Below are 25,455 nucleotides of genomic sequence, written 5' to 3' on the forward strand. Positions count from 1 at the left end.
GTAATGAAACTAATTATTCATGGGGGGTTCTTTAGTGAATCAACCACCAATCAGGAGATGAAAAAAGCAAAACAGGATGCGCTGGCAGAAATCGTAACACTTTCTTATGCGTATTTGCAATCTCATACGGCACTGGAAACGGTTTCATTTGCGGTCAGTTTACTGGAAGATAACCTGCTTTTTAATGCAGGCCTGGGATCCCAGATTCAAAGTGACGGAAAAGTAAGGCTCAGTGCCTCTATTATGGACGGAACTACACGGAAGTTTGCCGGTGTGATCAATATCCAGGATGTACAGCATCCGATTCAGGTGGCGTCTCTTCTGCTGAATTATGAGGATAGTGTTTTAAGTGGTGAGGGGGCAGTTCATTTTGCAAGGGAAAACGGACATGCCCATTTCAATCCTGTTACCGAACAGCGTTTGAGTGAATATGAAGCGAAGCTGAATCAGAAAAATAATTTGGGGACTGTAGGCTGTGTGGCACTTGATGCCTCAGGCAAGCTGGCGGTTGGAACATCCACAGGGGGCAAAGGCTTTGAGATTCCCTGCCGTGTGAGTGATTCTGCTACGGTAGCGGGGAATTTTGCCAATGCTGTAGCTGGAATTTCATGTACAGGTGTCGGAGAGGATATCGTGAGCGTAGCCTTATCTGCTGCAATAGTTACCAGGGTAACAGATGGTTTTACGTTAAAGGAAGCGTGTGACAAGTCTTTCGCTGAATTAAAGACAATAGATGGCTTCGCGGGAGTTATTGGTATTACCGCTACCGGAGAAGTTTACCATACAGATTCCCATCCTTATATGGTTTGGGCATCTTTTGATGGTAGCTTACAGGTCTTTAACTAAAAAAAATATATATTTGTAAAATGTATAAACTCTGTCTTGTACTTATTGGATTTGTTTTCGCTGGTCCGGCAATCGCTCAAAAAAGTGCTTATGCCCAGTATGAACCTTCCTTTGGAAGTGGTTCTATTCAAATAGCAGTTTCTACACTGGATGATGCCGACGGCGATACGTATTTTGAGGAAGCAGAGAAAAGTGAGAAAAGCGGAGAATTGGATGATGCACTGACCTTTTTTGGAAGGGCAGCTTTTGAATACAATAGTGCTGGCAATCCTTCCCGTTATGGGGCTTCTCTTTTACGACTGAGTCATATTCATTTTCTGATGGAACATTATACAGAAGCGGAACAGGTGATCTTAAATGTGGCGCTGAAAACCTATTCCCGACTGGGTAGCCGGACTGGGCAGATGGCTTCCTATAACCAGCTGGGTAAAATTTATCTCGCAGCGAATAAGCTTACACAGTCGCTCTGGTTTTATTCCCAGCAGGGAATTTTGGCAAAGCAGACAAACAATAGCTCTTCCTATATTGATTCTATGCTGGGGATTGTTCATGTCAAAATCAGAAAAAAGGAATTTTCTATGGCCAGTAAGGATATTACCAGAGCCGAACTATTTGCCAGGAATTCGAAAAACAACCAGTTTAAAGGACAAATCAGGCAGGCAAAAAATGCAATTGCTGAAAAAAGGACAGTAGTCAATTAGCTGATACACCTTAGTTTTAAACTATTTATTTATATTTGAGTAAAGATTACAGAAAAGAGACAGTATAATACTGTCTCTTTTCTGTTTATTTGGCAAATTGGTATCATATTGGTTGTTATACATAAAAATGGATTTTAAATTATTTAAAGAGATGTTGAAAAAAATATTACTGGTTACCTTCACTGCCGCTGTCCTCGCTTGTCAGGCTGCTCCAAAACCACAAAAGCTGGTTGAGGGTATTCCTAATATTAAGCCCGACGAGCAGCAAAGTTTAGTAGTGAAGGAGATCGTCGCCCTGATTGAGAATTACAACTATAAAAAATTAGCTGTAAACGACTCTATTTCCTCCCTGGTCTTAGATAAGTATATTAAAGCACTTGATCCTTACAAAAGTTATTTCCTTGCTTCAGATATCAAAGAGTTTGAGCAATTCAGAACTACGCTCGATGATGCTTTTAGGGTAGGCGACCTGAGTGCGCCATTTTATATTTTCAATGTGTATTCGAAAAGATATAATGAAACGCTTAACTATGCTATAGCACATATTAAAGATAAATATGATTTCAACCAGAATGATACTTATGTTTTTGACCGTGAAAAAATGCCTTGGATTACGTCCACAGCGGCCTTAAACGAGATATGGAAAAAAAGAGTAAAGTATGAACTGATCAATTTAAATATTGCAGGAACAGATCAGGCTAAGAATGTGGAGACTTTAACTAAAAGATACCAGAATTTGAAGACCCAGTCTGCGCAATTAAATAACCAGGATGTTTTCCAAACCATCATGGATGCATTTACGGAAACTATAGATCCGCACACGAATTATTTTAACCCGAATAAAGCACAGGCTTTTAATGAAGATATGGCCCGTTCTTTTGAAGGGATCGGTGCACGCCTGCAGCTGGAAAATGATGTGCTGAAAATTGCTGAGGTTATTCCGGGTGGACCGGCATTTAAAAGCAAGTTGCTGAATGCAGGCGATAGAATTGTCGCTGTTGCCCAGGCCTCAGGTGAGTTTGAGGATATTATTGGCTGGAGGATCGATAATTCTGTAGCTAAAATTAAAGGGCCGAAAAATACCAAGGTAAGACTGAAAATTATCCCTGTTGGCAAGGACATGTCTTCCAAACCGGTAATTATTGAACTGACCAGGGAACGTATCGTGATGGAAGACCAGTCGGCCAAGAAGACTGTTAAAACGATCACTTCGGCAGGTAAAACCTACAAAGTAGGGATTATTACCGTTCCTGGTTTTTATGCTGATTTCAAGGCGGCAAGTGCAGGAGATCCGAACTATAAAAGTACAACCCGTGACGTTAGGTTATTAATTGATACGTTGAAAAATACGGATAAGGTAGATGCCATACTGATGGATCTTCGTGCAAACGGAGGAGGCTCATTGGTGGAAGCCATTGATTTGACAGGATTGTTTATTGATAAGGGACCGGTTGTTCAGGTAAAAGACCTTAAAGGCGGTGTTGAAGTAAGTGAAGATAAAAATCCTGGTGTAGCCTGGGATGGTCCTTTCGGTGTAATGGTAGATCGTCTGAGTGCTTCTGCTTCAGAAATTTTTGCAGGTGCCATTCAGGATTATGGAAGGGGAATTATTATCGGTACCCAAACTTATGGCAAGGGAACTGTCCAGTCTTCCATCAATTTGAATAACCTGGTTAATCCGTCTATTCTTCAGCGTCTGGCGAGCCTGATCCAGAAGAATCCTGCGGTGACTGTGAATGGTGCTAAGAAAGCTGCGGAACCACAATTGGGACAGATCAATCTGACCATGGCGAAATTCTACAGGGTAAATGGCAGCAGTACACAACACAAAGGGGTTATGCCTGATATTGTATTGCCTTCGTTCTATCCTATGGATAAAATAGGTGAGGATACTGAACCTTCGGCTCTTCCATGGGATGAAGTGCAAAAATCGAACTTTATTCCTGTAGCTGACCTCTCTTCCCTTAAGCCGGAACTGGTGAAGTTACACGATGCCAGGATGGAGAAATCTGCAGATTACAAATCTTTAATAGAAGATATTGAAGAAATGAAAAAACGTGAACTGGAAACTTCTGTTACGCTGAATGAGAAAAAACTTAAAGCTGAACGTGACAGCCTTGAAGTAAAAGGGTTGGAAAAAACCAATAAGTTAAGGGCTGCGCGCGGATTACCTGCGGTTAAAAAAGGGGATAAGGTTAAAAAGGAAGAGAGTTTTGACTTTGTTGAGAATGAGAGTCTGCAGGTAATGGCCGACCTGATGAACATAAAGAAATAAGCAACACCCAATAAAGCATCATAAAAAAAGGCTTCAGGAGAAAATCCTGAAGCCTTTTTTTATGTATAGCAAAGACCTTGAAATCCTGGATTTACTGGTTTTTTTTCTGCATCTGCATGGCCATCATTTCTTTCATTGTCCTGTTCATCCCTTCGGTAGAACCATCAAGGAAAATCACATTTCCATCACTGTTTTCTGCAAATTGTTTAATAGATTCTGTCCACATGGTAAAAAGGATAACCGAAATATCCAGGTTCGCTTCTTCCATTTCCTGTGCCGCTTTTGTCATCCCATGTGCAACCTCTGCCCGGAAAAGCGCAATCCCCTGGCCGCGTAGCTGAGCTGCTTCACGTTCAGCTGCTGCTGCAATTTTTATGGCATTTCCATCTGCTTCAGCTCCCTTGGTTTTCGTAATCAGTAATGCCTGTCCTTCATTTTCTGCAGCAGCTTTCAGGTTGTTTGAAGCTACGACACGACTCATGGAACGCATAATTTCTTCATCAAAAGTAATATCATTCAGTTGGAGATCCTGCAGGTGATAACCCCAGGACTCCAATACCTTATCTATCTGTTCTTTTACATGTAATACAATTTCATTCCGTTGCGCAAGGACATTCGCCTGTTTTTGAGTAGCCACATAGGCCCTGATAGACCCTTCAATCGTGCGGATCAGGGCCTGCATCAGGTTTGTGGCATCCACAAATTTAAAAGCTACATTTTTTATGGTTTCTTCATCATGATTGAGCACGGAATAAAGAAGCATAGCCTTAAAATACACATTTGCCTGGTCCTGGGTTACCGCCTGAAAGGAGAGCTCTACCGATCGGTTCTGGATGGAAATCCTGGAATGAATGACTTCTATAAGCGGGATTTTGAAGTTTAATCCCGGACTTAACTGACGCTGGTATTTTCCGAAAATCGTGATTACAGCTATAGTGCCTTGCTTTACCGTGACTATAGAACTGAAAATAATCACCACGACAAAGAACAATAAAAGATATAGGAAATAAGACATGATTAAATAATTTAATTGAAATTTTCTCCAATATACAAAAATATGTTCTACCTGCGATAAGACTGTCAACCCATACGTATGGCGATGCACACTGTAGTAATGATCTGTTCAGCCGATAGATGACCAGCTTTCAGATCAGTTGATGAGAGCGATCATTTTTCTACCCAATAGACTTGCGTAACGCAGGCGAAAGATTGACCTACCGGATGCGGCATTATCCCTTTATGCCTGGATATATTCGGCTGGGTTACTGGATCTGTCCTTTTCCCTTTGTAACTGTTTGACAACGGTTCTGGAACAGAGGCAGGATGGTATTACTTTAGTCCGGGTCTAATCCGGGTTTCGTTCGTACCAAGTATACCCCATAATACCCCCAACTAGTCCCTAACTAGCCCCCAATTAGACCCTAATAGTATAGTTGGGCCCTAGTTGGGGGCTAGTTATAGTCTACTTGGGGTATACTTGGTACGAACAAGACCCGGTTTAGGTCAGGTTGAAGTCAAGGTAAAAGCAAAACGGTTATGGGATGGTGGTTAACGACAGTCTATCTTCTGGTGCTTCCCTCTGTCATCAAAAACATTTCAGACAGCTGTGATGGGCACAGATATTGCATAGGTTCTGGTAAATCAAAATAAAATGAATGTAAAACGCACTTTTGGAACAGTACTCACCATCCTGGGTATTTTGGGTTTAATCTATGGCGGATTAGGTTTTGTGAACCATAGTATGCAGACCCGTGAGCTGCTGGTGGTAGGAATTATCAGTATTATATTCTTTTTCTCAGGAATCGGACTGGTAAAAAATACCAAAGACGAAGCTTAATCCTCTTTTATACGTATAGTCTGATCAGCAAAAAGGAGCCTGTTGCCTGGAAAATCAGCAGCGGTCAGCGCAGTAATTTTTTTGAAGGCAGTCTCAGCAGGATCCAGGGTAAGCCGACTTATTTTGTCCTGCCGGGTAGAGATCACCTTTGCATAAAGAAAGTCGCCCCTGCCATTTAACTTAATATCAAGAATAGGAGCAGAACCGTTTGGGCCTTTTAAATTAAACATACCATACGTACAGAAATTACCAAGGCTGTAGGCGATGAACTTATTTTTATACACTTCCACGGCACGGGTAACATGCGGTCCGTGACCGAGTACCAGGTCGGCACCAGCATCTATCACGGCGTGGGAAAAGGCATACACATTCCCCCTGTTTTCCTGATAAAAGATCTCATGAGCACGGGTGACATGTTCGAATTTTGAACCTTCTGCACCACCATGAAACGATACAATCACAATATCAGCCTGTTCCTTCAGGAAGGAAACGAGCTTTACTGCACTGTCAATCTCATTTATAGACAAGGTATTGTCATTTGGTGAAAAGGCACAAAAAGCATATTTCACACTGTCTTTTTCGAAAATAGAATAGGGGTGTGCGGTTAAGCCTGCATATTTAATATCCAGGGAATCCAGTATGTCTGTCGTACGTTTTCTGCCTTTCAGTCCGAAATCACCTACATGATTATTGGCGACACTGAGCAGGTTAAATCCGGCTTCCTTATAAATTGCAGCATAACGTTGTGGCATACGGAAAGCAAAACAGCTGTTGCCCGTGGTATCCTTACATTTGGTAGATTTCCCCTGATCCAGAAAACAGCCTTCAAGATTTCCGAATACAATATCACCTTTTAGAAACTCCTTTACATTTTTAAAACTTCCTCTGGCATCATCCTTCGGCAGGTTGGATTTTGAAGGATAAGCAGAGCCCAGCATCATATCACCTACGGCAATGACCGATATTGTATCGCTGAAGAAAGTGGTATCGATTTCCGTTCCTGCGCCGGGTTGCTGAGCGACACTTTTTGTATTGCCTGCACAGCTTAACAAGACAACAATGGCTAGGATGCCCAATAGGCTAAGGCCAACAAATTCTGGATATTTTTTTTTAGTATGGAGACTCTTCATCACGGGTAAAAAAGGGTAATTCATAAAAAAGTCCTCTTAAAATACATTAAGAGGACAATATTTTGTTAAAGAGAATGATGCTTATTCCTGGATCAGGTCTTTCTTGGCTGATTCCAGAATTCTGCCCCCTTTATAAAAGAAGCGGGAGTAATAAGGCTCGTTCAGGTTACTGATAACCACGCCACGTGAAGATGAAGCATGAGCGAAACGATTGTCTCCTAAATAAATTCCTATATGCGTAATTCTTGTGCTTTTAATCTTAAAAAATACCAGGTCTCCTTCCTGTAGTTCGTCCTTTGGTAAGGGATCTACCATGCTGAAAATATCTCTGGAGTTTCTTAACAGTGTCGTGTTGAAAACTTTATCGTAAATAGCCTTGGTAAATGCGGAACAATCGATGCCTTTTTTCGTGTTCCCCCCGAAGCGGTAAGGAGTCCCAATCCATTCATAGATGAATTTGTAGAGTTTGATGTTTGAAGTCGCATCTACTGCAACACCCATAACCTGTGAAAAATATTGTGAAGCAAGGTTATCGGGATCTTCTAATTTGTTGGTTTCTTTTGACTTGGTTTGTGCGTTTAAGGCTGTCAGACTGCACAAAGCAATAAGCGTAGAAAACAAAAACTTTTTTATCATTGTTACACTGTTAAGTTTGGGTAAAAGGCACTTACACTTAAACGTACACCACCGGGGCTTATTGTCAGGTTGTCAAAACTATGTAATTTACCTATGTTATCCAAATGATATTTTGTTAAAAATTTAAGTTATTAACATTTTTTGCCAAAACATCACATGCATTTTACAGTATTTCTTCGATATATTGCAATAAAAAAGTAGATTTGCTCTCATAAATATTAAATCAATAGCCAAAAATGAGTGCAGTAGAAATTAATAAGGATACCTATCTGAAGTGGTTTGAATCTATGTTGCTGATGCGTAAATTCGAAGAGAAAACTGGTCAACTTTACGGACAGCAAAAAATTCGTGGTTTTTGCCACCTATATATTGGTCAGGAAGCTGTAATAGCCGGAGCAATTTCTGCTTTACAACCTGGCGATTCCATGATAACTACTTACCGTGACCATGCTCATGCCCTTGCATTAGGCGTTAGTGCCAACAGCATTATGGCTGAAATGTATGGTAAAGCAACTGGCTGTTCAAAAGGTAAAGGTGGTTCAATGCACATGTTTAGCAAGGAGCATAACTTTTACGGTGGACACGCAATCGTTGGAGGACAAATACCTTTGGGTGCAGGAATTGCATTTGCTGAGAAATATAAAGGTACAAGCAATTTAAACGTATGTTATATGGGTGATGGTGCAGTTCGTCAGGGTGCACTGAATGAAACCTTCAATATGGCTATGTTATGGAAACTTCCTGTAATCTTTGTTTGTGAGAACAATGGTTATGCGATGGGTACATCTGTAGAACGTACAACCAATATGCTTGAGTTGTATAAAATCGGTTTAGGTTTTGATATGCCATGCGCAGCGGTAGACGGGATGGATCCTGTTGCTGTTCACAATGCAATGGATGAGGCCGCACAACGTGCACGTAATGGTGAAGGACCAACATTCCTGGAAATGAGAACTTACCGTTACAGAGGACACTCCATGTCAGATCCTGCAAAATACCGTACCAAAGATGAGTTGGAAGAATATAAAGCCAAAGATCCTATTGAGCAGGTAAGAGAAGTCATCGTTGCTGAAAAATATGCTGATGAAGCATGGTTTGAAGAGGTGGAGGCGAAAGTAAAACAAACTGTTGATGAAGCGGTGAAATTTGCTGAAGAATCACCATGGCCTGAAGCATCAGAATTATTTACTGATGTTTACGTACAGACAGATTATCCATATCAAGAAATTTAGAACTCATTTTAATAGATATATTATAGAATGGCTGAAATAGTTAGAATGCCCAAAATGAGCGACACCATGACAGAAGGTGTAATGGCTAAGTGGCATAAAAAAGTTGGCGATAAAGTAAAAAGTGGTGATGTACTGGCAGAAGTGGAAACCGATAAGGCAACCATGGACCTGGAATCCTACTGGGATGGCACCATCCTTTTTATTGGTGTTGAAGAAGGTAAAGCTGTTCCTGTTGATGCTGTGATTGCAGTGATAGGTAAAGAAGGCGAAGATTACAAAGCTGCCCTTGAAGCTGAAGGCGCTGCTGCTGCTCCCGCAAAGGAAGAGACAGCTGCTGCAAAACCAGAAGCAGAAAAAGAAGCTCCAAAAGCTGAATCAGGTGCTGCTGCATTGACTGAAGCCGACCTGGAAAAAATGGGCGTTACTGTGATCCGTATGCCACTGTTAAGTGATACCATGACAGAAGGTGTGATTGCTGACTGGCATAAAAAAGTTGGCGATAAAGTTAAAAGTGATGATATCCTTGCTGATGTAGAGACTGATAAAGCGACTATGGAAGTAATGGGATATGCTGAAGGTACTTTATTGCATATTGGTGTGGAGAAAGGTGCTGCTGCCAAGGTAAACGGGGTGATTGCAATTGTTGGCCCGGAAGGAACTGACATTAGCGCTATCCTTAGCCAGGGTGATGCTCCTGCAAAACCTGCTGCCGATAAATCTGATACTCCTGTGAAGGAAGATGCTGCTGCAGAACCTGCAGCTCAGGCTACCACAGAAGCTGTTTCTGCTGATGGCGGACGCTTAAAAGCTTCTCCACTGGCAAAAAGAATTGCAAAGGAAAAAGGTATTGATCTTTCACAGGTTTCAGGTAGTGCTGATGGTGGAAGGATTATCAAAAAAGATATTGAGAACTTCAAACCTGCTGCTGCTCCGGCAAAAGCTGAAGCTTCAGCTCCGGCAGAAAAACAGGCCCCTGTTCTGGCAGCTTACTTAGGCGAAGAGAAATTTACAGAGAAACCTGTATCTCAAATGCGTAAAGTCATTGCGAAACGTTTATCTGAGAGCTTGTTCACTGCACCGCATTTCTATCTGACCATGAGTATTGATATGGATGCTGCAATGGCTGCACGTACCAAGATGAATGAATTCTCTCCGGTGAAACTATCATTCAATGATATGGTCATTAAAGCTGTAGCTGTTGCCTTAAAGCAACATCCAAACGTAAACTCTTCATGGAGAGGTGATGTGATCCGTTACAATGAGCATGTAAACATTGGTGTGGCTATCGCTGTTGAAGACGGGTTATTAGTTCCTGTAGTACGTTTTGCTGATGGTAAATCATTGTCACGCATCTCTGCAGAGGTTAAAGATTTCGCACAACGTGCAAAAGCTAAAAAACTTCAGCCTGCGGACTGGGAAGGTTCAACTTTCACTGTTTCCAATTTAGGTATGTTCGGTATTGACGAGTTCACTGCCATCATTAATACTCCTGATTCATGTATTCTTGCTATTGGCGGAATTTCACAGGTGCCAGTAGTTAAAAATGGTGCGGTTGTTCCTGGAAATGTAATGAAAGTTACCCTGAGCTGTGACCACCGTACCGTGGATGGTGCTACAGGTGCTGCATTCCTGCAAACATTTAAAGCATTATTAGAAGAACCAGTAAGATTATTGGTTTAATAATTCCTTAATATTTTAAAAAGCTGCTTCGGCAGCTTTTTTTATGCCTTTTACTTTTTGTACTTTTGCCCCATGTCTACAATTAAACCGTCTTTAGCAAAAGGAACACGCGATTTTTCTCCCCAGGAAATGGTGAAGCGTAATTATATTTTTGATACAATCAAAAAGGTATTCAGGAAATATGGCTATGCCGAAATACAAACTCCTGCAATGGAAAACCTGTCGACCTTAACTGGTAAATACGGTGATGAAGGGGATAAGCTGATCTTTAAGATCCTGAACTCAGGTGATTACCTGTCGAAAGCCAATCCGGGGCACCTTTCCGCACTGAACTCCAATGCACTCATTCCCTCTATCAGTGAGAAGGCTTTAAGATATGATCTTACTGTTCCTTTCGCACGTTATGTAGTGATGCACCAAAATGATATTGCCCTCCCTTTTAAACGTTTCCAGGTGCAGCCGGTATGGCGTGCAGACCGTCCGCAAAAAGGGCGTTACCGTGAATTTTATCAGTGTGATGTCGATGTTGTGGGTTCTGAAAGCCTGCTGAACGAAGCGGAATTTGTTCTGATTTATCAGGAAGCCCTGAGCAACCTGGGCATGAAGGATTTTACCATTAAGATCAATAACAGAAAAATCCTTTCCGGCATTGCTGAAATTATCGGTAAACCGGAATTGATTGTCGATATGACTGTCGCGATAGATAAACTGGATAAAATTGGTCTTGATGGGGTGACTAAGGAATTGCTGGAAAGAGGTTTCACCGAGGCTGATCTTGAGCAGCTGAGACCAGTGATCCTGCTGGAAGGCACCAATGCAGAAAAACTGGAGCGCTTGAAGCATGTTCTTGCCAGCTCCCCGGTAGGACTGAAAGGAATTGAAGAGTTGGAAAAGGTATTTGCCTATGTGAAAATACTGCTGTCGGAAGGTACATTAAGTTCCCCTGACCTGGAGCTTGATATTACCCTTGCCCGTGGTCTGAACTATTATACCGGTTGTATCTTTGAGGTGAAAACCAACGAAGCACAAATGGGAAGCATCTGTGGCGGCGGTCGCTATGATGACCTCACCGGGATGTTTGGTTTAAAAGGACTGACAGGTGTTGGGATCTCTTTTGGTGCAGACAGGATATATGACGTGTTACAGGAGCTTAACCTTTTTCCGGAATCTGCTGCTGCAGGAACGAAAGTCCTGATCAGCAATTTTGATCAGGATTCAGAATGGTATGCCCTGCCATTGCTGCAACAGTTGCGTATGTCAGGAATTGCCGCAGAACTTTATCCTTCCTCAGCAAAGCTGAAGAAGCAAATGGGGTATGCCGATGCAAAATCTATTCCTTATGTGATTTTGATTGGCAGTGATGAAATGCAAAGTGGATTACTTACGCTGAAAAATATGTCTTCAGGAGAGCAGCAGCAGCTTGATGTTTCAGCTATCGTTACCCTCTTAAAGGAAGAACTATAAAACTGAGGGCTTGAGGAGAGGGAATCCGAATCTTTTCAACCGACCCTCTGCAAACTCATCCCCCCGTCTTACGGGATTATACCTGTAAAGGCTTTCTGTATGGCTAATATACGCCTGATTGGGCAATATTTGGCCATACAGAAAGCCTTTTGAATGGATTAGAAATATCTTACTCAGCCAGTGCCTCATCAAGGAACATCAGCATATGTTTCCAGGATCTTTTGGCCGCTTTCTCATTATAAGCTACCCCAGTGGAATTGTCACTTCCTGCCCCGGCTTCCGTAAAGGCATGTACCGCATTTGCATAATAAACCATTTGCCAGTCAGCTTTAGCGGTTCGCATTTCCTGTTGAAAGGCCAATAGCTGTGGTGTGGGCTCAAAAAAATCATCTGCACCATGCAATACCAAAACTTTTGGTTGAATAGGGCTTATTGTACGCGTGCTGTCCCTGCCCAGTCCGCCGTGAAAGGAGACAATGCCTTTAACCGGAAAATTGGCTCTTGCAGCTTCTATGGCACCCGTACCACCAAAGCAATATCCGATGACTACAATTCTTGAAGCATCGGCTCCTGCCTTAATCAGTTCCTGCATGGCAAGTTTAATCCTTAGCTGATATGCAGTGATATCTTTTTTATAGGCACCCGCCCTTTCACCTGCACTTTTTGTATCGGTGGGATAGTTTCCTTCTCCATAAATATCGGCAATGAATGCATAATAGCCCAGTTCAGCTAATTCTGCGGCAACAGTCTTCGCATGGCTGTCGATACCTTTCCATGCAGGAAGGATCAGGATACCTGCTTTTTTCCGGACAGATTTAGCCGGTGCAATGGAAAATCCATTTAGCTTCTGGGCACCATCTTTATAGCTAACAGGTTTGAGTTGTCCATAGGTATTGGAAATCAGGAGTATCAGCGCGATAGTCAGTAGTTTTTTCATTTGTCTGTTTATTAAGTATAACAAAGATAGGGAAGCAATGTTTATAAAGAGCCGAATGGGACAAACAATGAAAAGATGGCTTTTGTTAGCTATAGGTTAGTCTTCAATATTATATCATTAAATCAGCTGAATATGAGATCTCTTTGGAATGGTTCAATTGGGTTTGGACTGGTAAATATACCGGTAAAATTGTTCTCTGCAGTGCAGAACAGTCACCTGGATCTGGATATGCTTGACAGTAAAGACCATTCCAGAATTAAATTTAAACGTGTAAACGAAAACAGTAAAAAGGAAGTGGCCTATGATAATATCGTAAAGGGGTATCTGCTGGATGAAAAGTATGTTGTCCTGGAAGATAAGGATTTTGAAAATGCCAGTCCGGAGAAGACGAAAATGATAGAACTGGAGAATTTTGTAGATATCCATACGATTAATCCCATCTATTATGAAACTTCCTATTATGCCCAGCCAGAGAAACAGGGGAAGAAAGCATATGCTTTACTCTTAAATGCATTGAGAAAATCCAATAAGGCTGGATTGGGAAGGTTTGTCCTGAGAAGCACTGAAAATTTATGTGTGATTCATCCTTTGGATAAAGTGCTGGTGGTGACAAAAATACGTTTTGAGGAAGAAATCCGGCCTTATGGTGACCTGGAGATTCCGGTAAAGAGTTCCGTGACTGAGAAAGAACTGAAGCTGGGATTGTCACTTATTGAACAATATACAGCTGATTTTGACATCAAAAGTTTTAAAGATGAGTACAACAGTGAGCTGATGAAAATTATAAAATCCAAAGCAAAAGGTAAGAAGTCACCTGTAAGAAAAGCAAAACCAAAACAGGAAACTGACGATGATCTGTATGGTCAGCTGATGCAAAGTTTAAACAATAAAAAGAAAAGCTAGATTGCTGAACATTTAGAAGGTCTTTCCGGCCAGGATTCCTTCAATACGGTCAAGTAAATCGTCTATATCAAAAGGCTTGGCCAAAAATCCATTCGGTTTATATTCACCATGTTGTACATTCTGTGCCGTATATCTCGCAGAAATCATCAGGACAGGGATATCTTCAGTTTGCTGGTCAGATCTTAATATTTTTAGTAAATCACGGCCATCACCATCAGGAAGCATGATGTCGAGTATAATTAAATCGGGTTTAAACTGTTCGATATGTAACAGCATATCGGCACTTTTGTTAAGACCGTTTACCTGGTAGGATTCACTTTGAAGGACTAAAGTAATCACGTCAAGAATGGCATGGTTATCTTCAATTACGAGTACATTTTTACGGGAAGCAAGGCTTTTATCCAATTTGGTAGAATTAGAATGCAAATATATTTATCTCCGCTGATTATGTTTACATCTTTTGTAACATTTATTAAACAACAGGATTTTTGTTCCTTTAGCTATCTGTAAAGAGGAGGTTTTCAGCCTTGAAATACCCCTTGCGGAGAACCGGTGTGAAGAATAGATAAAGGTGTTCTCGGATAATGATTTGAGAAGCTGAAATATTTAACAGTTTTTTTTAAACCTTTTCCGTTATTATTGGTCTTATATAGGAGTTTTAGGTTAGAGAAGGGTATAGTTGTGGCGACTATATCCTTTTTTTATTCCTCCAGACTTTCATTTCTGCTCAGCTTTTATCCGCTGATCACAGCATTTAAGCGATATGCGGTTTATAGGTACCCGTATTTACCTTTGCTTTGAGTTCATGCAGAATGGTGTATAATCCAAAATTAGTTCTGTTTACATAGATAAAGTGTTTCACTCCGCGGGCCTGCTTAAATTCCGGCATTTTTGCTATCTTCTCCCCGTAGCTGTACAGCTGCTCAAAGAATTCCGGTTTACTGAAATCAAAAGTCTCACTGGTATAGGGTTTGGCAAAAAGCGTGATCATTTCCAGGTATGCTTTATAATAAAAAGCGACCTGCTCAGCCGTGTCTGAAGGATGGATCATTTCGAGTTTCCTGAAAGCCTCAATCGTTTTCTCCCTGTTGTTCACCACATCGGAGGAAATCAGGGAGAAAAAAGGGATATAAAAATCATCCGGCATTTCCTTTATGCAGCCAAAATCTATGACACCCAGCTTTTCCTCAGGGGTGATCATGAAATTACCCGGATGAGGATCGGCATGTACAGCCCTTAGTTCATGCTGCTGGAAATTATAAAAGTCCCATAACGCTTGCCCGATTTTATCTTTGAGTGCCTGACTCGGATTGGTTTTAAGGAATTCCTTTAAGTGAAGGCCGTTTATCCAGTCCATCGTAATGATCCGTTTGCCGGAAAGCTCAGGATAATATGTAGGGAATACGACATTATCCAATACTTTACAGGCATTGGTGATTTCTATGGAGCGTCTTACTTCCAGTTCATAGTCCGTTTCCTCCAGCAGTCTTTCTTCTACTTCTTTGATATAAATATTCAGTTCTTTTTCACTCATCCCCAGCAGACGGAAAGCAAACGGTTTGACCAGTTTTAAATCTGAAGAAATACTGTCGCCCACTCCGGGATACTGAATTTTTATGGCTAGCTTTTTTCCATTTAATGAAGCTTCATGCACCTGTCCGATAGACGCGGCATGCGTGGAAACCAGGTTGAAAGAATCATAAATATCCTGGGGAGTTTTTCCGAAGTTCTTCGTAAAAGTACGTACAATCAATGGCCCTGATAAAGGTGGGGCATTGTATTGTGACTGTGTAAACTTATCAACATAAGATTTGGGAAGGATATTTTTATCCATGCTCAGCATCTGCGCAATTTTTAACGCACTTCCTTTTAGCTCACTCAGTGATTTATAAATATCGGTAGCATTGTCCTCATTCAGTTCATCTCTCCCTAAGTCAGGATTGAACAGTTTTTTTGAATAATGTTTGATATAGTTTCCACCTATCTGGATTCCTGTTTTAACAAATTTTGCAGAACGCTCGACTTTAGTTACGGGGATACTGTTTTGTTCTGCCATGTTTATGATCTCTTCATTTTCTCGTGGAACCTGCCATTCCTGCTGAGGAATTTGCCATACTCAAAAAGGTTATCTATAGGAGAGCGCTGGAACAAATCGAAAGTGACATTAATTCCTTTTTCTATAGCTTCATCGGTTTTTTCAAATCCGGCACTGTCATCATGGATCCAGAAATTGACAATAAAGGCAAATTGTATCCATAATGCGTCTTTATACCTCTTCGACAGAAACCTGCGGTCGGCCAGTTCTCCGCTTTCCAGCCCTTCATTAATCAGCTCCATGGCAAAATTCTCGAAAATAGGTTTCACTCCCGATAAGACTTCCGGTGCCGAAAATGTAGCTTTATGCTTTCTAAGGCTATATACAATAAAACTTCTTTGCCTTTTCAACAGCTCTATGTAACTGTAAAAGAAGGAGAGCATCTTATCCCTTGAGGAATACTGGCTCCATATTTCCTGTTGCTGAATGGTGTCCAATGCCTCGGCAGTAAGTTCTACCCAGATTGTTTTTTCAATACTTTCAAAGGAACCGTAAAATTCGTAAAACTCAGCTTCTGTGATTTTCAGTTTTTTGACAAAAATATAAACAGATTTGGGTTGCTCATCATGTGTCAGCACATAATCAATATAACCCGCTTTTATTTGTTGAGAAGTTGCCATGACGTTGATGTTTATAACTATACCCTATCAGTTTCTATGCCAGTGTTATGAGCCATGCGGAATTGGCTTATAAATAAGGTCATATCAAGGCAATCTTCCTGAATAACAGCAATAATTACCCGTATTTGATTACTTTTACTGCGCAATTGAAGAACAGAAGGTTACATATCAACAGAATTTGCGCAGTATTCCTGCTATGGGTGTTTGCCATTGCATTAACGCCATGGAGTGCTTTTCATCACCATGAAGAGGAAGTGTATTCCTGTGCGGAAAATGGAAGGGTATGTATGCACAAAGCACACATTGGCCATCAGTCCCACAACTGTCTGATCTGTTCCGCACATTTTGAAAAGGATTATGTGAAAAGTGGTTCCGTGTATAAAACGGAATTGAAGGGGAAGCGGGTGATTAAAAACTACGCCCTCATCAGTGCTTCCTATACAGCCTTAATCAGTCTCGCGCTCCGCGGTCCCCCACTGCTTACAGTCGCTTAATTTATTGTCTTGTTTGATGTCTGCCAGGGCAGCGTGATTGTAGATCTTCCTCCATACGGAGGGATGATGCTATTATTCTGCTGTAAACGTATAGCTGTATTGCAGGTTTCCTGCCATTCGTAAAAACAAGACATGTGATCAAATCCACCTGTTCAATCATCACCTTGAAACAGGTCAAATTATTTACTTATCATACTATACACACATATGAAGAAGCTTCATCTATTTTTAGCTGTACTGTTATCCCTATTTACAATGGCCCGGGTTTCTGCGGCAGAGCTTATTGAACTAAGAGGTAAAATCACCGATGCACAAACACAATCCCCTTTGCCGGGTGCAACCGTTTTTATTCCGGACCTGAAACAATCTGCAATCTCCAATACCGATGGGGAATTCCGTTTTAAAAACCTGCCGGCACGCGGACGTTTCCTTGTCCAGGTAAGCTATATCGGGTATAAAACCATTACTCAGGTAATTGATTTTGGAAATCCTGCAGCATTCAATTTTGCAATGGAAGCCAGCGTAATTGAAGGCCGGGAAGTGGTGATTACCGGTTCTCCGGCGAGTTCGGACAACCGTAAGAACAGTACCTCCGTGGCAACAGTTAGTAAAGCCGATTTATTGCGCCATCCATCAACCAACCTGATTGATGCACTTTCACGTGTACCCGGAGTATCGCAGGTCACTACGGGTCCCGCAATATCAAAGCCGGTTATCCGCGGATTAAGTTATAACCGTGTGGTTACGCTTAACAATGGCGTGAAACAACAGGGACAGCAATGGGGCGATGAACATGGGATTGAAATAGACCAGTACAGTGCAGACCACGTAGAGATCCTGAGAGGACCTGCAAGTTTAATGTATGGCTCGGATGCATTGGGCGGAGTCATCAATATTCTGGATGGTCCTGCAGCACCGGAAGGAACATTAAGAGGAGAGCTGATCAGCAATTATGCCACGAACAATGGATTGACCGGTAATTCCCTGATGCTTCAGGGGAATGAGAACGGGTTCGTTTATAAAGCGAGAGGATCTTATAAAAATGCCTATGCCTATAAAACCCCGGCAGGTTATGTTCCGAATTCAGGTTTTAATGAAACAAACTTTAGCGGACAGATCGGGCTGAATAAAAAATGGGGGTATGCACATCTGGATGCGTCCACCTTCAGGACCAATATCGGCTTCTATGAACCTTCAAGAAATGAAGCAGGACAGCTGACCGATGAAGAGGGGAATACCTTTAGTGATGATCAAAACAAGGACAGGACTTTAGCTTATCCCAAGCAGGATATTCGCCATGCTAAAATTGCACTGAACAGTAATATCCTTTTGGGTGATGGAAGTTTGAAAGCCACTTTAGGCTATCAGCACAATCAACGCAGGGAGCTTGAGGCAGAAGGGGAAGGGAATGCCTTGTTCCTGAACAGTTACACCTACAGCTATGACCTAAAGTATTCCTTTAAAGAACTGAATGGCTGGGCTCCAGTAATTGGGGTGTCGGGTGAATATACCCATAGCCTGAATACTTCTGGTGAAGAACAACTGGTGCCTGATTTTGATACGCAGGCTTTTGGTGGTTTTGCTTTTGTAAAGAAAACGTGGGATAGCAATACTTTTAATGCCGGGTTGAGGTTCGACTACAGAAAGATAATAGGAAAGGAATTTCAGGGAGCCTCAGATTTTGAGGCATTGACCAATAAATTTTCACATGTTACAGGAGCACTGGGGTATACCCATGAGTTTAATGAGGCATTCAGTTTTAAAGCGAATGCAGGTTCTGCATTCCGGGCACCGAATATCGCGGAATTGGCTTCAAATGGTGTTCATGAAGGGGTCTTCCGTTATGAAGTTGGAAATGCAGACCTTAAACCTGAACAGAGTTACCAGTTTGATGCTTCATTCGACTACCAGAACCAATATGTAAGCGCCAGTATTGGAGGTTTTGCCAATTATATCAATAATTATATTTACTATAGCAATAGTGGTGAGTTGAGGGAATCTGATGGTGACGAATATCCGGTATACAATTTTGTTCAGGATAATGCTTTCTTACGTGGCCTGGAAGCTTCATTAACGCTGCATCCGGTAAGCTTCATCCATTTCGAGAACGCATTCTCTTATACCAGGGCAACGAACCGTGCCACTGAACAGTCACTTCCTTTTATCCCTGCAGCAACATTGCGCAATGAACTCCGTTTTGAGCCCGCTATAAAAGGTACTTCAGGCTCTTATATTTCAGTGGGGATAGATAATTTCTTTAAACAAAGTAAAGTGGACAGCTTTGAACAGGCTTCAGCTGGTTATACTTTGCTGAATGCTTCCATAGGAACAACCCTTCAGTTGAGTAAGAAACAGGAGATCACGCTTTATGTTGCAGGTAAAAACCTATTGAACAAAGCTTATTATGATCATTTAAGCCGTTTTGCTCCAGGACGACTAAGTACCGAAGATCCTTCATTTGGTATTTACAACCAGGGGCGTAATGTTACTTTCGGCATCAGCCTTCCCTTCAGCATTAAAAAATAAGTACCTAACTGAGGGCTGTACAGGGGGCTGCTAAACTCCTGGACATATTATTCAGCTTATACATGTACGGTTTAAAGAGGGTGTATCATCATTATGATCACCCTCTTTCTAGTTGTTCTTATCCGTACCCTCCTACGGAGGCATTTTCAAATATTCAATTCTCAGCGGCTTTGTTTCGTTAATGATACAGCTTCTTTAAGTAAATAATCCTTAAGTTTATGAATTTTTAAGACCAAGCATAGATTCAGCCCTGTTGCAAATTCTATGTTAAAATTTAGATCCATATGTTCAGGAAACTCATTCTACCAGTTGCGCTGTTGTTTTGTTTGTCAGCATCTGCTGCCGCACAAAAAGCAGATACCCTTTCGATTACCCTCGAAAATGTTAAATATGCCTATCCGGTGAAATTTATGCCTATCCATACCGAAGGTCAGGATATCAGGATGGCTTATATGGATGTCGCACCCACTCAGCATGCCAATGGAAGGACGGTCATTCTTTTTCACGGGAAGAATTTTGGAGGTTATTACTGGACCAATGTGATTAAGGCTTTAACAGGCCGGGGATTCAGGGTGATCGTTCCCGATCAGATCGGATTTGGTAAATCTTCAAAACCCTTTATTCATTACAGCTTCCACCAGCTGGCCCGTTGGAATAAAGCCTTGCTGGATACTTTAGGCGTTCAGCGTACGAGTGTCTTGGGCCACTCTATGGGGGGGATGCTGGCTACACGGTTCGCCCTGATGTACCCGCAGGCAACAGAGAAATTACTGCTTGAAAATCCCATCGGACTGGAGGATTACCGCCAGTTTGTACCTTATGTCACCACAGAGGAACAATACAGGACAGAACTTAAATCTACTGCTGAAAGTATCAAAAAATATTACCAGGGTTCTTACTTTACCCTGTGGAAACCAGAATACGATGAACTGGTAAGAATTGGCGGGGGTGTTACCTTAAGCGCAGATTATCCGCGCTGGGCAAAGGTGGCGGCAATGACCTTTACCATGATTTATGAGCAGCCTGTGGTGTATGAACTGCCGAATATTACTGTGCCTACCGTGCTTTTCATTGGTAAGGAGGATAAGACCATTGTGGGGAAAGGACTATTGAGTCTCCAGGAGCAATCCCTGCATGGACAGTATAAAGTACTGGGTAAACAAACAACAGCAAAAATCCCTAAGGCGAAACTTATAGAATTTGATGGCTGCGGACATATCCCGCACCTGGAAACACCAACAGAATTTCTGATCGCCCTGCTGGGAAGCTTATAAGACCGAACGGCAATCACCCCATAAAGACTGGCAAATAAAAGGTGAAGTTTGATAAATAAAAAAGCTGGCTGATCAATAATCAGCCAGCTTTTTTATTCAAAATCAGAATGTCTCTCTAAGGACTTATCCATTGGACTCCAGGATTTCCAGTTGTGCAATAATATCGTCCTGCTGAACCGGAAAGGCCTCATCATTTACGATAGATTGATAAACCCCCTCAAATAGCGGTAAGTAACTCGCTGGTTCCGACGGAATTATTTCTACTGTTCTTTCCCCATTTTCATCGATCAGTGTCAGTTTTCCATCCATACCTTTCGCTTCTATACCAAACCCTGGTTCATTGGGTTTTATACCTTTCAGTAGCTGGTCTTCCTGCACATCGGCACGTTCTTTAATGAAACTGCCTTTGGTACCATGGATAACAAATGCAGGCTGTACATCCGTAACCATCATATTGGAATGGACAAATACGTAGACACTGTCAGGATAGCTGAGCTGGATAGAAAAATAATCGTCAACCTTGGTATTCAGCCTGTTTTTACCCAATATTTTATGGAATGACAATGGTTTGCCAAAAAGACTGATGGCCTGGTCGAGCAAATGAGGACCCAGGTCGTACTGAAGACCTGTCGCTGCCAGCAGCTCTTCTTTAAAGCTTTTCACACCAATGGCCGCTTTGTACCTGTCAAACCTGAAATGAACCTCTGTAAGTTTTCCAAGCTTTCCGCTAGCTATGATATTTTTGACCGCACTGAAATCACTATCCCATCGGCGGTTCTGATAAACAAATACTTTTTTATCCAGCTTTTCCGCCAGGGCGAAAACTTCCTTTGCCTCCGCAGAGGAAGCTGTAAATGGTTTTTCAACAAGAATATGTTTACCCGCATGTAGCGCTTGCATGGCGTAGTCGTAATGGGTAAAGTTCGGGGTATTGATGACAATCAGATCTATTTCTTTATCTGCCAGTAACTCTTCAGTACTGTTGTAACTGATGATTCCCGGATAATCTTTGTCTGCTGCTTTCTGGTTGCGTTCGGCAACGGCATGCAGATGAAAACCCGGATGTACATGCAGAAAAGGACCATGAAATACTTTACCTGACATGCCATAAGCCATCAGGCCGGTGGAGATTACTTTATTCATTTGCGCTATTGTTAAGGATCATTATATATCTGCTAAATTAACCAATCCCTGGTATTAAGCTTTAATTATATTGTCATAAAGCTCCCTATAGTACTATCTTTGTGGAATGAAACCCGCAGAAACAAACGCCAAATGGAAAATTCTTCAGCAAAAAATTGCTCAGGAATTTGACTCAGACATACCGGATTTGAAAGTGATCCTGTTTTTAATAGGGGTTCAGGAACTGGGTAAGGGACCGGGAAAATACAGTAAGCGCCAGAAGGAAGAATTGATGCATATCGCTACCTGCCGTTTACTCAGTGAGATGGGTTTTTATGAGCTTGAAGGCCTTGATCAGGATGGATGGCCCCACTGGAAGCTGACGAAAGCGGTGCCTTCCTTCGCAATGATGGAACAGGAGTTGTTATTGAAATCACTTGCCATACATTACTTTGAAGATATCTATAATACAGACAATCCCTGAGCTGATCCTGTTAACCTGTCAGGATGTCCGGGAAAATTACCTGGAATATCAATACTTCAGGATCCGGTAAAATGAGTCCAATAAAAAACCCGAAGTGAAATCACTCCGGGTTTTTGTTTATTATAGGTAGATGTAGACTCGATTAGTTGCCTTGTTCAGCAGCTTGTTTTTTCAGTTCCTCATTGGCAACGATAACAATTTCCACCCTACGGTTCGCCGCTCTGCCAGCCTCAGTGGTGTTGTCACCAATGGGTTCTGCAAAACCTTTACCGGCAGTAGTCATACGCGATGAGGGTACGCCCTGGGCAACAGCGAAAGCTTTTACCGCAGCAGCCCTTTTTTGCGAAAGGCCAAGGTTATAGGCTTCAGTTCCTTTATTGTCGGTATGGCCAATTACTTTAATATCAGTGTTTGGATATTCGTTGATAGATCCTGCTAAAGACTTGATATTGTCTTTTGCCTGAGCTTTCAGGTTTGAGCTGTCAAAGTCGAATAAAATACCACTGTCAAATTTAACAATGATACCTTCACCTTCACGTGTAACTTCCGCATTAGGAATAGCTGTTTTGATCTCTGCAGCCTGTTTATCCATTCTCTTTCCGATAAATCCACCAGCAGTACCACCCACAGCTCCACCGATAATAGCACCCACAGCAGTGTTACCAGCTTTCTTACCAATTATGGCTCCGATGACACCACCAGCAGCAGCTCCGATACCAGCACCTTTTTGTGTTTTTGTTAAGCTGTCACAACCCTGGAAAGCCATTGCACTGATGGCTAAAGCGATGCTAAATGTTGCTATTTTAAATCTTGAAGTTGTCATGTTATGTAAATATTTTGTTAATATCGGCACTAAATCAAACCTGATGCCAAAAAGTATTTTTTCCGATTTATTGCATCAACATCTTATTGAACAGGAAAAAACGGCGGAGAATTGTCACCTATGTAGGACGAAGTGCTAAATTGACTACAATTCTGTACAGCATTTGGTATGACCAGTGGGAAGACTGATTTAAAAAGAAGATTATCCTGAAAAATAAGCTTCCAGTTCAGCCAGTGTGTTTTCATTGGTCTGCAAATCTTTGATCACCTTGCCTTTTTCAAAGAGGATGATACGGCTGCATACATCTGTCACATGGTTAAGGTCATGGCTGGAAATAAGTGTCGTAATCGTCTGTGCCGATCTAAGCCGTTTTAAATGTGCCTTTAGCCTGATCTGTGTAGTAGGGTCAAGATTCGCAAAGGGTTCATCCAGTACCAGTAATTCAGGGTTTTGCATCAGGGCTGCAGCTATGCCGACCTTGTTCTGGTTGCCTTTTGAAAAATCCCTGATGTATTTTCCCCTGTCAATAATCTCCCCATTGAAGAATTCCTCATATTGCTGCAGGTATTGCATGACCTCCCCGGCATTCATTTGCTGGAGTGTACCGATAAATACAAAGTATTCTTCAGGCGTCAAATAATCAATCAGAAAACCTTCATCGAGATAAGAAGCGGTGTAGTTTTTCCATTGTTCATTCCCTGACACCGCATGCCCTTTAGACAAGATGATCCCGGAATCGGGGCGGATAAGGTCTAACAGCATTCTGAATAAGGTTGTTTTCCCTGCACCATTATTGCCAACTACCCCAATGGTTTCACCGGCATGAATAATCAACTGTTCAATGTCTACCACAGTACGTCCCGCGTATACTTTTTTTAGGTCAGTTATTTCTATCATGAGGAGTGTTCTCTAAAGCCTGAGGCAATTTCATATTTTCTTTTGTTGAATTCATTCACAAGTACGCTGAGCCAGAAACTACGGCTCAGTAGTCCCGCAATACCTGCAATCGCAAGTGCTGCCAGTCCCCAGAAAGGACTAACCAGAAAGGCGATGGGCAGATAGATCAGGTAAGGGAGCAACAGCAAGGGAAGGGACATCAGCATGGAAGACGCACTCAGTCCCTGCCAGTTAAAACTGGCACCTTTGCTCAGGTCTATTCCTTTACTATTTCTGGTCGCGAAATAAAGAACCAGTACTGTTCCTATCCCAACGTTGTATAAATAAGCGGCAATTTGTAAGGCCAGGAGTTTCCAGCTCATCAGTCCGTAAAGACTGACGACCAAAGTAAGCAAGGTGGCGGATAGGGTAAGCAGCAGAAACTTAGCTTTAAAAAATATGCGCATATCTGTCTTGCCGGACAGGATTCCATCAAACTCCGCACTTTGCCATCCAAACATAAACTGTCCATAAATGACAATCAGGTTTCCCGTCATGAATAGGGCTGCAAAAAGCATCAGGCCGAATTGATTCTGCTCAATGGCGGATTGTTTGTAAATAAGAAAGCCGTAGCACAGGAAAAGAAGTCCTTTCATCGCAGTGGAGCGAGGCCGTTTATTGCGCAGGATCAGCTTGATTTCTATTGCTGCAAGCGTTCCTGCAGCACCAAAACGGTCAAGAAAGGGATAATCCGTACCCGATTTCCTTTGTTCGCCGGATTTGAGTTCTTCAATATACAGATTGTGTTTCAGGTAGCGTGCATTCAGCATAAACATACCTACCGCCAGCACCATAAAAAAGATCCCTATAATGGGTTGTATGGCTATGGCATGAAAAACCCTATTGGATACAGAAGAGATGGAGAATACCTTTGTATATTCCAGCAGTGCCATTGCTGCCAGCAACAGGCCTCCTGCCAATACCGCCCACAGGTTAACGATGGATAATCGTTTCAGGTAAAGCGCTGCATAATTGTTGAAAATACTGAGGGATAAAATTGCCACCAGGTACATTCCACAAGCGAAATTTCCATACAGCTCAGTGATATTCATTATGGAAAAGGGGAAGAACAGCAGGATCGGGAGTATATTAAAAGCAGAGAATAAGGCCCTTAAATTCAGAAAGGTAACAATCTTCTGCCGGGAAATCTTAAGGTGCAGGTAAGGGACAATGGCAAGGGTAGGCAACTCCTGAAGTTGCAGGCGCATCAGGAATTCTATAACGAAATAATACAGGATGATCCCATTAAAAACAGCAGTCACCTCCTGTTCAGGAAAGAGTTCCCCAATGAGGTCTTCCATGCTGTAGCCCACAAGAATGGATACCCCAATGATATAAAGGACAAAAAATCCAATGATCAGCTGGGTGGCAATAGTGCCGGTTTTGCTGCGTGATCTCCAGAAAGCTGTCCACTGGTGACTTAAAAAGGTAAATAACATA

23 protein-coding genes are annotated in these 25,455 nt (G+C 42.0%); 12 read left to right on the forward strand and 11 right to left on the reverse strand.

What is annotated here, in order from left to right; all coding sequences use genetic code 11:
* Nucleotides 1-3: 3 nt before the first annotated feature.
* The 3 genes from ACSBL2_RS00965 to ACSBL2_RS00975 all read left to right on the forward strand — a co-directional run bounded on the left by ACSBL2_RS00965 (nucleotide 4) and on the right by ACSBL2_RS00975 (nucleotide 3,822).
* On the forward strand, nucleotides 4-846 hold the full coding sequence (locus ACSBL2_RS00965; RefSeq protein WP_442589806.1) for an isoaspartyl peptidase/L-asparaginase: 843 nt from the start codon (nucleotides 4-6) through the stop codon (nucleotides 844-846).
* A 20-nt stretch (nucleotides 847-866) separates the two neighbouring features.
* Complete coding sequence (locus tag ACSBL2_RS00970; protein WP_442589807.1) at nucleotides 867-1,547, forward strand: hypothetical protein; 681 nt, start codon at nucleotides 867-869, stop codon at nucleotides 1,545-1,547.
* Between the two features lie 127 nt (nucleotides 1,548-1,674).
* Nucleotides 1,675-3,822 carry a carboxy terminal-processing peptidase gene (locus tag ACSBL2_RS00975; RefSeq protein ID WP_442589808.1) on the forward strand — a complete coding sequence of 716 codons (2,148 nt, stop codon included), beginning with the start codon at nucleotides 1,675-1,677 and terminating at the stop codon, nucleotides 3,820-3,822.
* A 91-nt stretch (nucleotides 3,823-3,913) separates the two neighbouring features.
* Here the strand turns inward: ACSBL2_RS00975 and ACSBL2_RS00980 are convergent, their stop codons facing one another.
* The gene (locus tag ACSBL2_RS00980) at nucleotides 3,914-4,837 is read right to left on the reverse strand and encodes an SPFH domain-containing protein (RefSeq protein ID WP_442589809.1); all 924 of its coding nucleotides are present in this window, start codon (nucleotides 4,835-4,837) and stop codon (nucleotides 3,914-3,916) included.
* Between the two features lie 636 nt (nucleotides 4,838-5,473).
* Here ACSBL2_RS00980 and ACSBL2_RS00985 point away from each other — a divergent pair.
* Entirely contained in the window at nucleotides 5,474-5,659 is a 186-nt protein-coding gene (locus ACSBL2_RS00985; RefSeq protein WP_442589810.1) for a hypothetical protein, read from the forward strand.
* On the opposite strand, the gene ACSBL2_RS00990 is transcribed toward ACSBL2_RS00985, so the two are convergent.
* Together ACSBL2_RS00990 and ACSBL2_RS00995 are read right to left on the reverse strand one after the other, a co-directional pair.
* Nucleotides 5,656-6,813, reverse strand: a complete 1,158-nt coding sequence (locus ACSBL2_RS00990; protein WP_442589811.1) for a CapA family protein — start codon at nucleotides 6,811-6,813, stop codon at nucleotides 5,656-5,658. The genes ACSBL2_RS00985 and ACSBL2_RS00990 overlap by 4 nt on opposite strands.
* A gap of 57 nt (nucleotides 6,814-6,870) precedes the next feature.
* Nucleotides 6,871-7,425, reverse strand: coding sequence for a C40 family peptidase (locus ACSBL2_RS00995; RefSeq protein ID WP_442589812.1), 555 nt, complete (start codon nucleotides 7,423-7,425; stop codon nucleotides 6,871-6,873).
* A gap of 236 nt (nucleotides 7,426-7,661) precedes the next feature.
* On the opposite strand from ACSBL2_RS00995, the gene pdhA reads away from it, so the two are divergent.
* From pdhA to hisS, 3 genes are all read left to right on the forward strand, one after another.
* A complete protein-coding gene (gene pdhA, locus ACSBL2_RS01000; protein ID WP_442589813.1) occupies nucleotides 7,662-8,657 on the forward strand; it encodes a pyruvate dehydrogenase (acetyl-transferring) E1 component subunit alpha in 996 nt (331 codons plus the stop codon).
* A 27-nt stretch (nucleotides 8,658-8,684) separates the two neighbouring features.
* Nucleotides 8,685-10,337 (forward strand): pyruvate dehydrogenase complex dihydrolipoamide acetyltransferase, encoded by a 1,653-nt coding sequence (locus ACSBL2_RS01005; protein WP_442589814.1) that lies wholly within the window; start codon nucleotides 8,685-8,687, stop codon nucleotides 10,335-10,337.
* A gap of 72 nt (nucleotides 10,338-10,409) precedes the next feature.
* The gene (gene hisS / locus ACSBL2_RS01010; RefSeq protein ID WP_442589815.1) at nucleotides 10,410-11,801 is read left to right on the forward strand and encodes a histidine--tRNA ligase; all 1,392 of its coding nucleotides are present in this window, start codon (nucleotides 10,410-10,412) and stop codon (nucleotides 11,799-11,801) included.
* Between the two features lie 169 nt (nucleotides 11,802-11,970).
* Here the strand turns inward: hisS and ACSBL2_RS01015 are convergent, their stop codons facing one another.
* Nucleotides 11,971-12,738, reverse strand: a complete 768-nt coding sequence (locus ACSBL2_RS01015; RefSeq protein WP_442589816.1) for a dienelactone hydrolase family protein — start codon at nucleotides 12,736-12,738, stop codon at nucleotides 11,971-11,973.
* A gap of 132 nt (nucleotides 12,739-12,870) precedes the next feature.
* Between ACSBL2_RS01015 and ku the strand changes: the two genes are divergently transcribed.
* The gene (ku, locus tag ACSBL2_RS01020) at nucleotides 12,871-13,641 is read left to right on the forward strand and encodes a non-homologous end joining protein Ku (RefSeq protein WP_442589817.1); all 771 of its coding nucleotides are present in this window, start codon (nucleotides 12,871-12,873) and stop codon (nucleotides 13,639-13,641) included.
* 12 nt (nucleotides 13,642-13,653) lie between these two features.
* Here the strand turns inward: ku and ACSBL2_RS01025 are convergent, their stop codons facing one another.
* The 3 genes from ACSBL2_RS01025 to ACSBL2_RS01035 all read right to left on the reverse strand — a co-directional run bounded on the left by ACSBL2_RS01025 (nucleotide 13,654) and on the right by ACSBL2_RS01035 (nucleotide 16,356).
* The gene (locus ACSBL2_RS01025) at nucleotides 13,654-14,046 is read right to left on the reverse strand and encodes a response regulator transcription factor (protein ID WP_442589818.1); all 393 of its coding nucleotides are present in this window, start codon (nucleotides 14,044-14,046) and stop codon (nucleotides 13,654-13,656) included.
* Nucleotides 14,047-14,395: 349 nt separating this feature from the next.
* Nucleotides 14,396-15,697, reverse strand: coding sequence for an ABC1 kinase family protein (locus tag ACSBL2_RS01030; RefSeq protein WP_442589819.1), 1,302 nt, complete (start codon nucleotides 15,695-15,697; stop codon nucleotides 14,396-14,398).
* 2 nt (nucleotides 15,698-15,699) lie between these two features.
* The gene (locus tag ACSBL2_RS01035) at nucleotides 15,700-16,356 is read right to left on the reverse strand and encodes a TetR family transcriptional regulator C-terminal domain-containing protein (protein WP_442589820.1); all 657 of its coding nucleotides are present in this window, start codon (nucleotides 16,354-16,356) and stop codon (nucleotides 15,700-15,702) included.
* A 125-nt stretch (nucleotides 16,357-16,481) separates the two neighbouring features.
* Between ACSBL2_RS01035 and ACSBL2_RS01040 the strand changes: the two genes are divergently transcribed.
* The 3 genes from ACSBL2_RS01040 (at nucleotide 16,482) to ACSBL2_RS01050 (ending at nucleotide 20,650) form a co-directional block, all read left to right on the forward strand.
* Nucleotides 16,482-16,850 (forward strand): hypothetical protein, encoded by a 369-nt coding sequence (locus tag ACSBL2_RS01040; protein WP_442589821.1) that lies wholly within the window; start codon nucleotides 16,482-16,484, stop codon nucleotides 16,848-16,850.
* A gap of 207 nt (nucleotides 16,851-17,057) precedes the next feature.
* Nucleotides 17,058-19,376 (forward strand): TonB-dependent receptor, encoded by a 2,319-nt coding sequence (locus ACSBL2_RS01045; RefSeq protein WP_442589822.1) that lies wholly within the window; start codon nucleotides 17,058-17,060, stop codon nucleotides 19,374-19,376.
* Nucleotides 19,377-19,660: 284 nt separating this feature from the next.
* Nucleotides 19,661-20,650: an alpha/beta fold hydrolase gene (locus tag ACSBL2_RS01050; RefSeq protein WP_442589823.1), complete on the forward strand. Its 990-nt coding sequence runs from the start codon at nucleotides 19,661-19,663 to the stop codon at nucleotides 20,648-20,650.
* A 123-nt stretch (nucleotides 20,651-20,773) separates the two neighbouring features.
* Here the strand turns inward: ACSBL2_RS01050 and ACSBL2_RS01055 are convergent, their stop codons facing one another.
* Complete coding sequence (locus ACSBL2_RS01055; protein ID WP_442589824.1) at nucleotides 20,774-21,793, reverse strand: Gfo/Idh/MocA family oxidoreductase; 1,020 nt, start codon at nucleotides 21,791-21,793, stop codon at nucleotides 20,774-20,776.
* Nucleotides 21,794-21,899: 106 nt separating this feature from the next.
* Between ACSBL2_RS01055 and ACSBL2_RS01060 the strand changes: the two genes are divergently transcribed.
* Nucleotides 21,900-22,256, forward strand: a complete 357-nt coding sequence (locus ACSBL2_RS01060; RefSeq protein WP_442589825.1) for a hypothetical protein — start codon at nucleotides 21,900-21,902, stop codon at nucleotides 22,254-22,256.
* Between the two features lie 142 nt (nucleotides 22,257-22,398).
* Here ACSBL2_RS01060 and ACSBL2_RS01065 read toward each other — a convergent pair whose 3' ends face one another.
* From ACSBL2_RS01065 to ACSBL2_RS01075, 3 genes are all read right to left on the reverse strand, one after another.
* Entirely contained in the window at nucleotides 22,399-23,079 is a 681-nt protein-coding gene (locus ACSBL2_RS01065; RefSeq protein WP_442589826.1) for an OmpA family protein, read from the reverse strand.
* A gap of 201 nt (nucleotides 23,080-23,280) precedes the next feature.
* Complete coding sequence (locus ACSBL2_RS01070) at nucleotides 23,281-23,976, reverse strand: ABC transporter ATP-binding protein (RefSeq protein ID WP_442589827.1); 696 nt, start codon at nucleotides 23,974-23,976, stop codon at nucleotides 23,281-23,283.
* A complete protein-coding gene (locus tag ACSBL2_RS01075) occupies nucleotides 23,973-25,454 on the reverse strand; it encodes a DUF5687 family protein (RefSeq protein WP_442589828.1) in 1,482 nt (493 codons plus the stop codon). The genes ACSBL2_RS01070 and ACSBL2_RS01075 overlap by 4 nt, the downstream gene beginning before the upstream one ends.
* Nucleotide 25,455: the final 1 nt, after the last annotated feature.

Source organism: Pedobacter sp. AW31-3R (assembly GCF_052180285.1).
GTDB lineage: Bacteria > Bacteroidota > Bacteroidia > Sphingobacteriales > Sphingobacteriaceae > Pedobacter.

Excerpts from the sequence above, each read along its gene's own strand:
- ACSBL2_RS01075 (WP_442589828.1), bottom strand. The coding sequence starts at position 25,454 with ATGTTATTTACCTTTTTAAGTCACCAGTGGACAGCTTTCTGGAGATCA.
- ACSBL2_RS01015 (WP_442589816.1), bottom strand. The coding sequence starts at position 12,738 with ATGAAAAAACTACTGACTATCGCGCTGATACTCCTGATTTCCAATACC.
- ACSBL2_RS00970 (WP_442589807.1), top strand. The coding sequence starts at position 867 with ATGTATAAACTCTGTCTTGTACTTATTGGATTTGTTTTCGCTGGTCCG.
- ACSBL2_RS01045 (WP_442589822.1), top strand. The coding sequence starts at position 17,058 with ATGAAGAAGCTTCATCTATTTTTAGCTGTACTGTTATCCCTATTTACA.
- ku (WP_442589817.1), top strand. The coding sequence starts at position 12,871 with ATGAGATCTCTTTGGAATGGTTCAATTGGGTTTGGACTGGTAAATATA.
- ACSBL2_RS01070 (WP_442589827.1), bottom strand. The coding sequence starts at position 23,976 with ATGATAGAAATAACTGACCTAAAAAAAGTATACGCGGGACGTACTGTG.
- ACSBL2_RS01050 (WP_442589823.1), top strand. The coding sequence starts at position 19,661 with ATGTTCAGGAAACTCATTCTACCAGTTGCGCTGTTGTTTTGTTTGTCA.
- ACSBL2_RS00975 (WP_442589808.1), top strand. The coding sequence starts at position 1,675 with ATGGATTTTAAATTATTTAAAGAGATGTTGAAAAAAATATTACTGGTT.
- ACSBL2_RS01030 (WP_442589819.1), bottom strand. The coding sequence starts at position 15,697 with ATGGCAGAACAAAACAGTATCCCCGTAACTAAAGTCGAGCGTTCTGCA.
- ACSBL2_RS01065 (WP_442589826.1), bottom strand. The coding sequence starts at position 23,079 with ATGACAACTTCAAGATTTAAAATAGCAACATTTAGCATCGCTTTAGCC.
- ACSBL2_RS00980 (WP_442589809.1), bottom strand. The coding sequence starts at position 4,837 with ATGTCTTATTTCCTATATCTTTTATTGTTCTTTGTCGTGGTGATTATT.
- ACSBL2_RS00990 (WP_442589811.1), bottom strand. The coding sequence starts at position 6,813 with ATGAATTACCCTTTTTTACCCGTGATGAAGAGTCTCCATACTAAAAAA.
- ACSBL2_RS00995 (WP_442589812.1), bottom strand. The coding sequence starts at position 7,425 with ATGATAAAAAAGTTTTTGTTTTCTACGCTTATTGCTTTGTGCAGTCTG.
- pdhA (WP_442589813.1), top strand. The coding sequence starts at position 7,662 with ATGAGTGCAGTAGAAATTAATAAGGATACCTATCTGAAGTGGTTTGAA.
- ACSBL2_RS00965 (WP_442589806.1), top strand. The coding sequence starts at position 4 with ATGAAACTAATTATTCATGGGGGGTTCTTTAGTGAATCAACCACCAAT.
- ACSBL2_RS01035 (WP_442589820.1), bottom strand. The coding sequence starts at position 16,356 with ATGGCAACTTCTCAACAAATAAAAGCGGGTTATATTGATTATGTGCTG.
- ACSBL2_RS01055 (WP_442589824.1), bottom strand. The coding sequence starts at position 21,793 with ATGAATAAAGTAATCTCCACCGGCCTGATGGCTTATGGCATGTCAGGT.
- ACSBL2_RS00985 (WP_442589810.1), top strand. The coding sequence starts at position 5,474 with ATGAATGTAAAACGCACTTTTGGAACAGTACTCACCATCCTGGGTATT.
- ACSBL2_RS01060 (WP_442589825.1), top strand. The coding sequence starts at position 21,900 with ATGAAACCCGCAGAAACAAACGCCAAATGGAAAATTCTTCAGCAAAAA.
- ACSBL2_RS01005 (WP_442589814.1), top strand. The coding sequence starts at position 8,685 with ATGGCTGAAATAGTTAGAATGCCCAAAATGAGCGACACCATGACAGAA.
- hisS (WP_442589815.1), top strand. The coding sequence starts at position 10,410 with ATGTCTACAATTAAACCGTCTTTAGCAAAAGGAACACGCGATTTTTCT.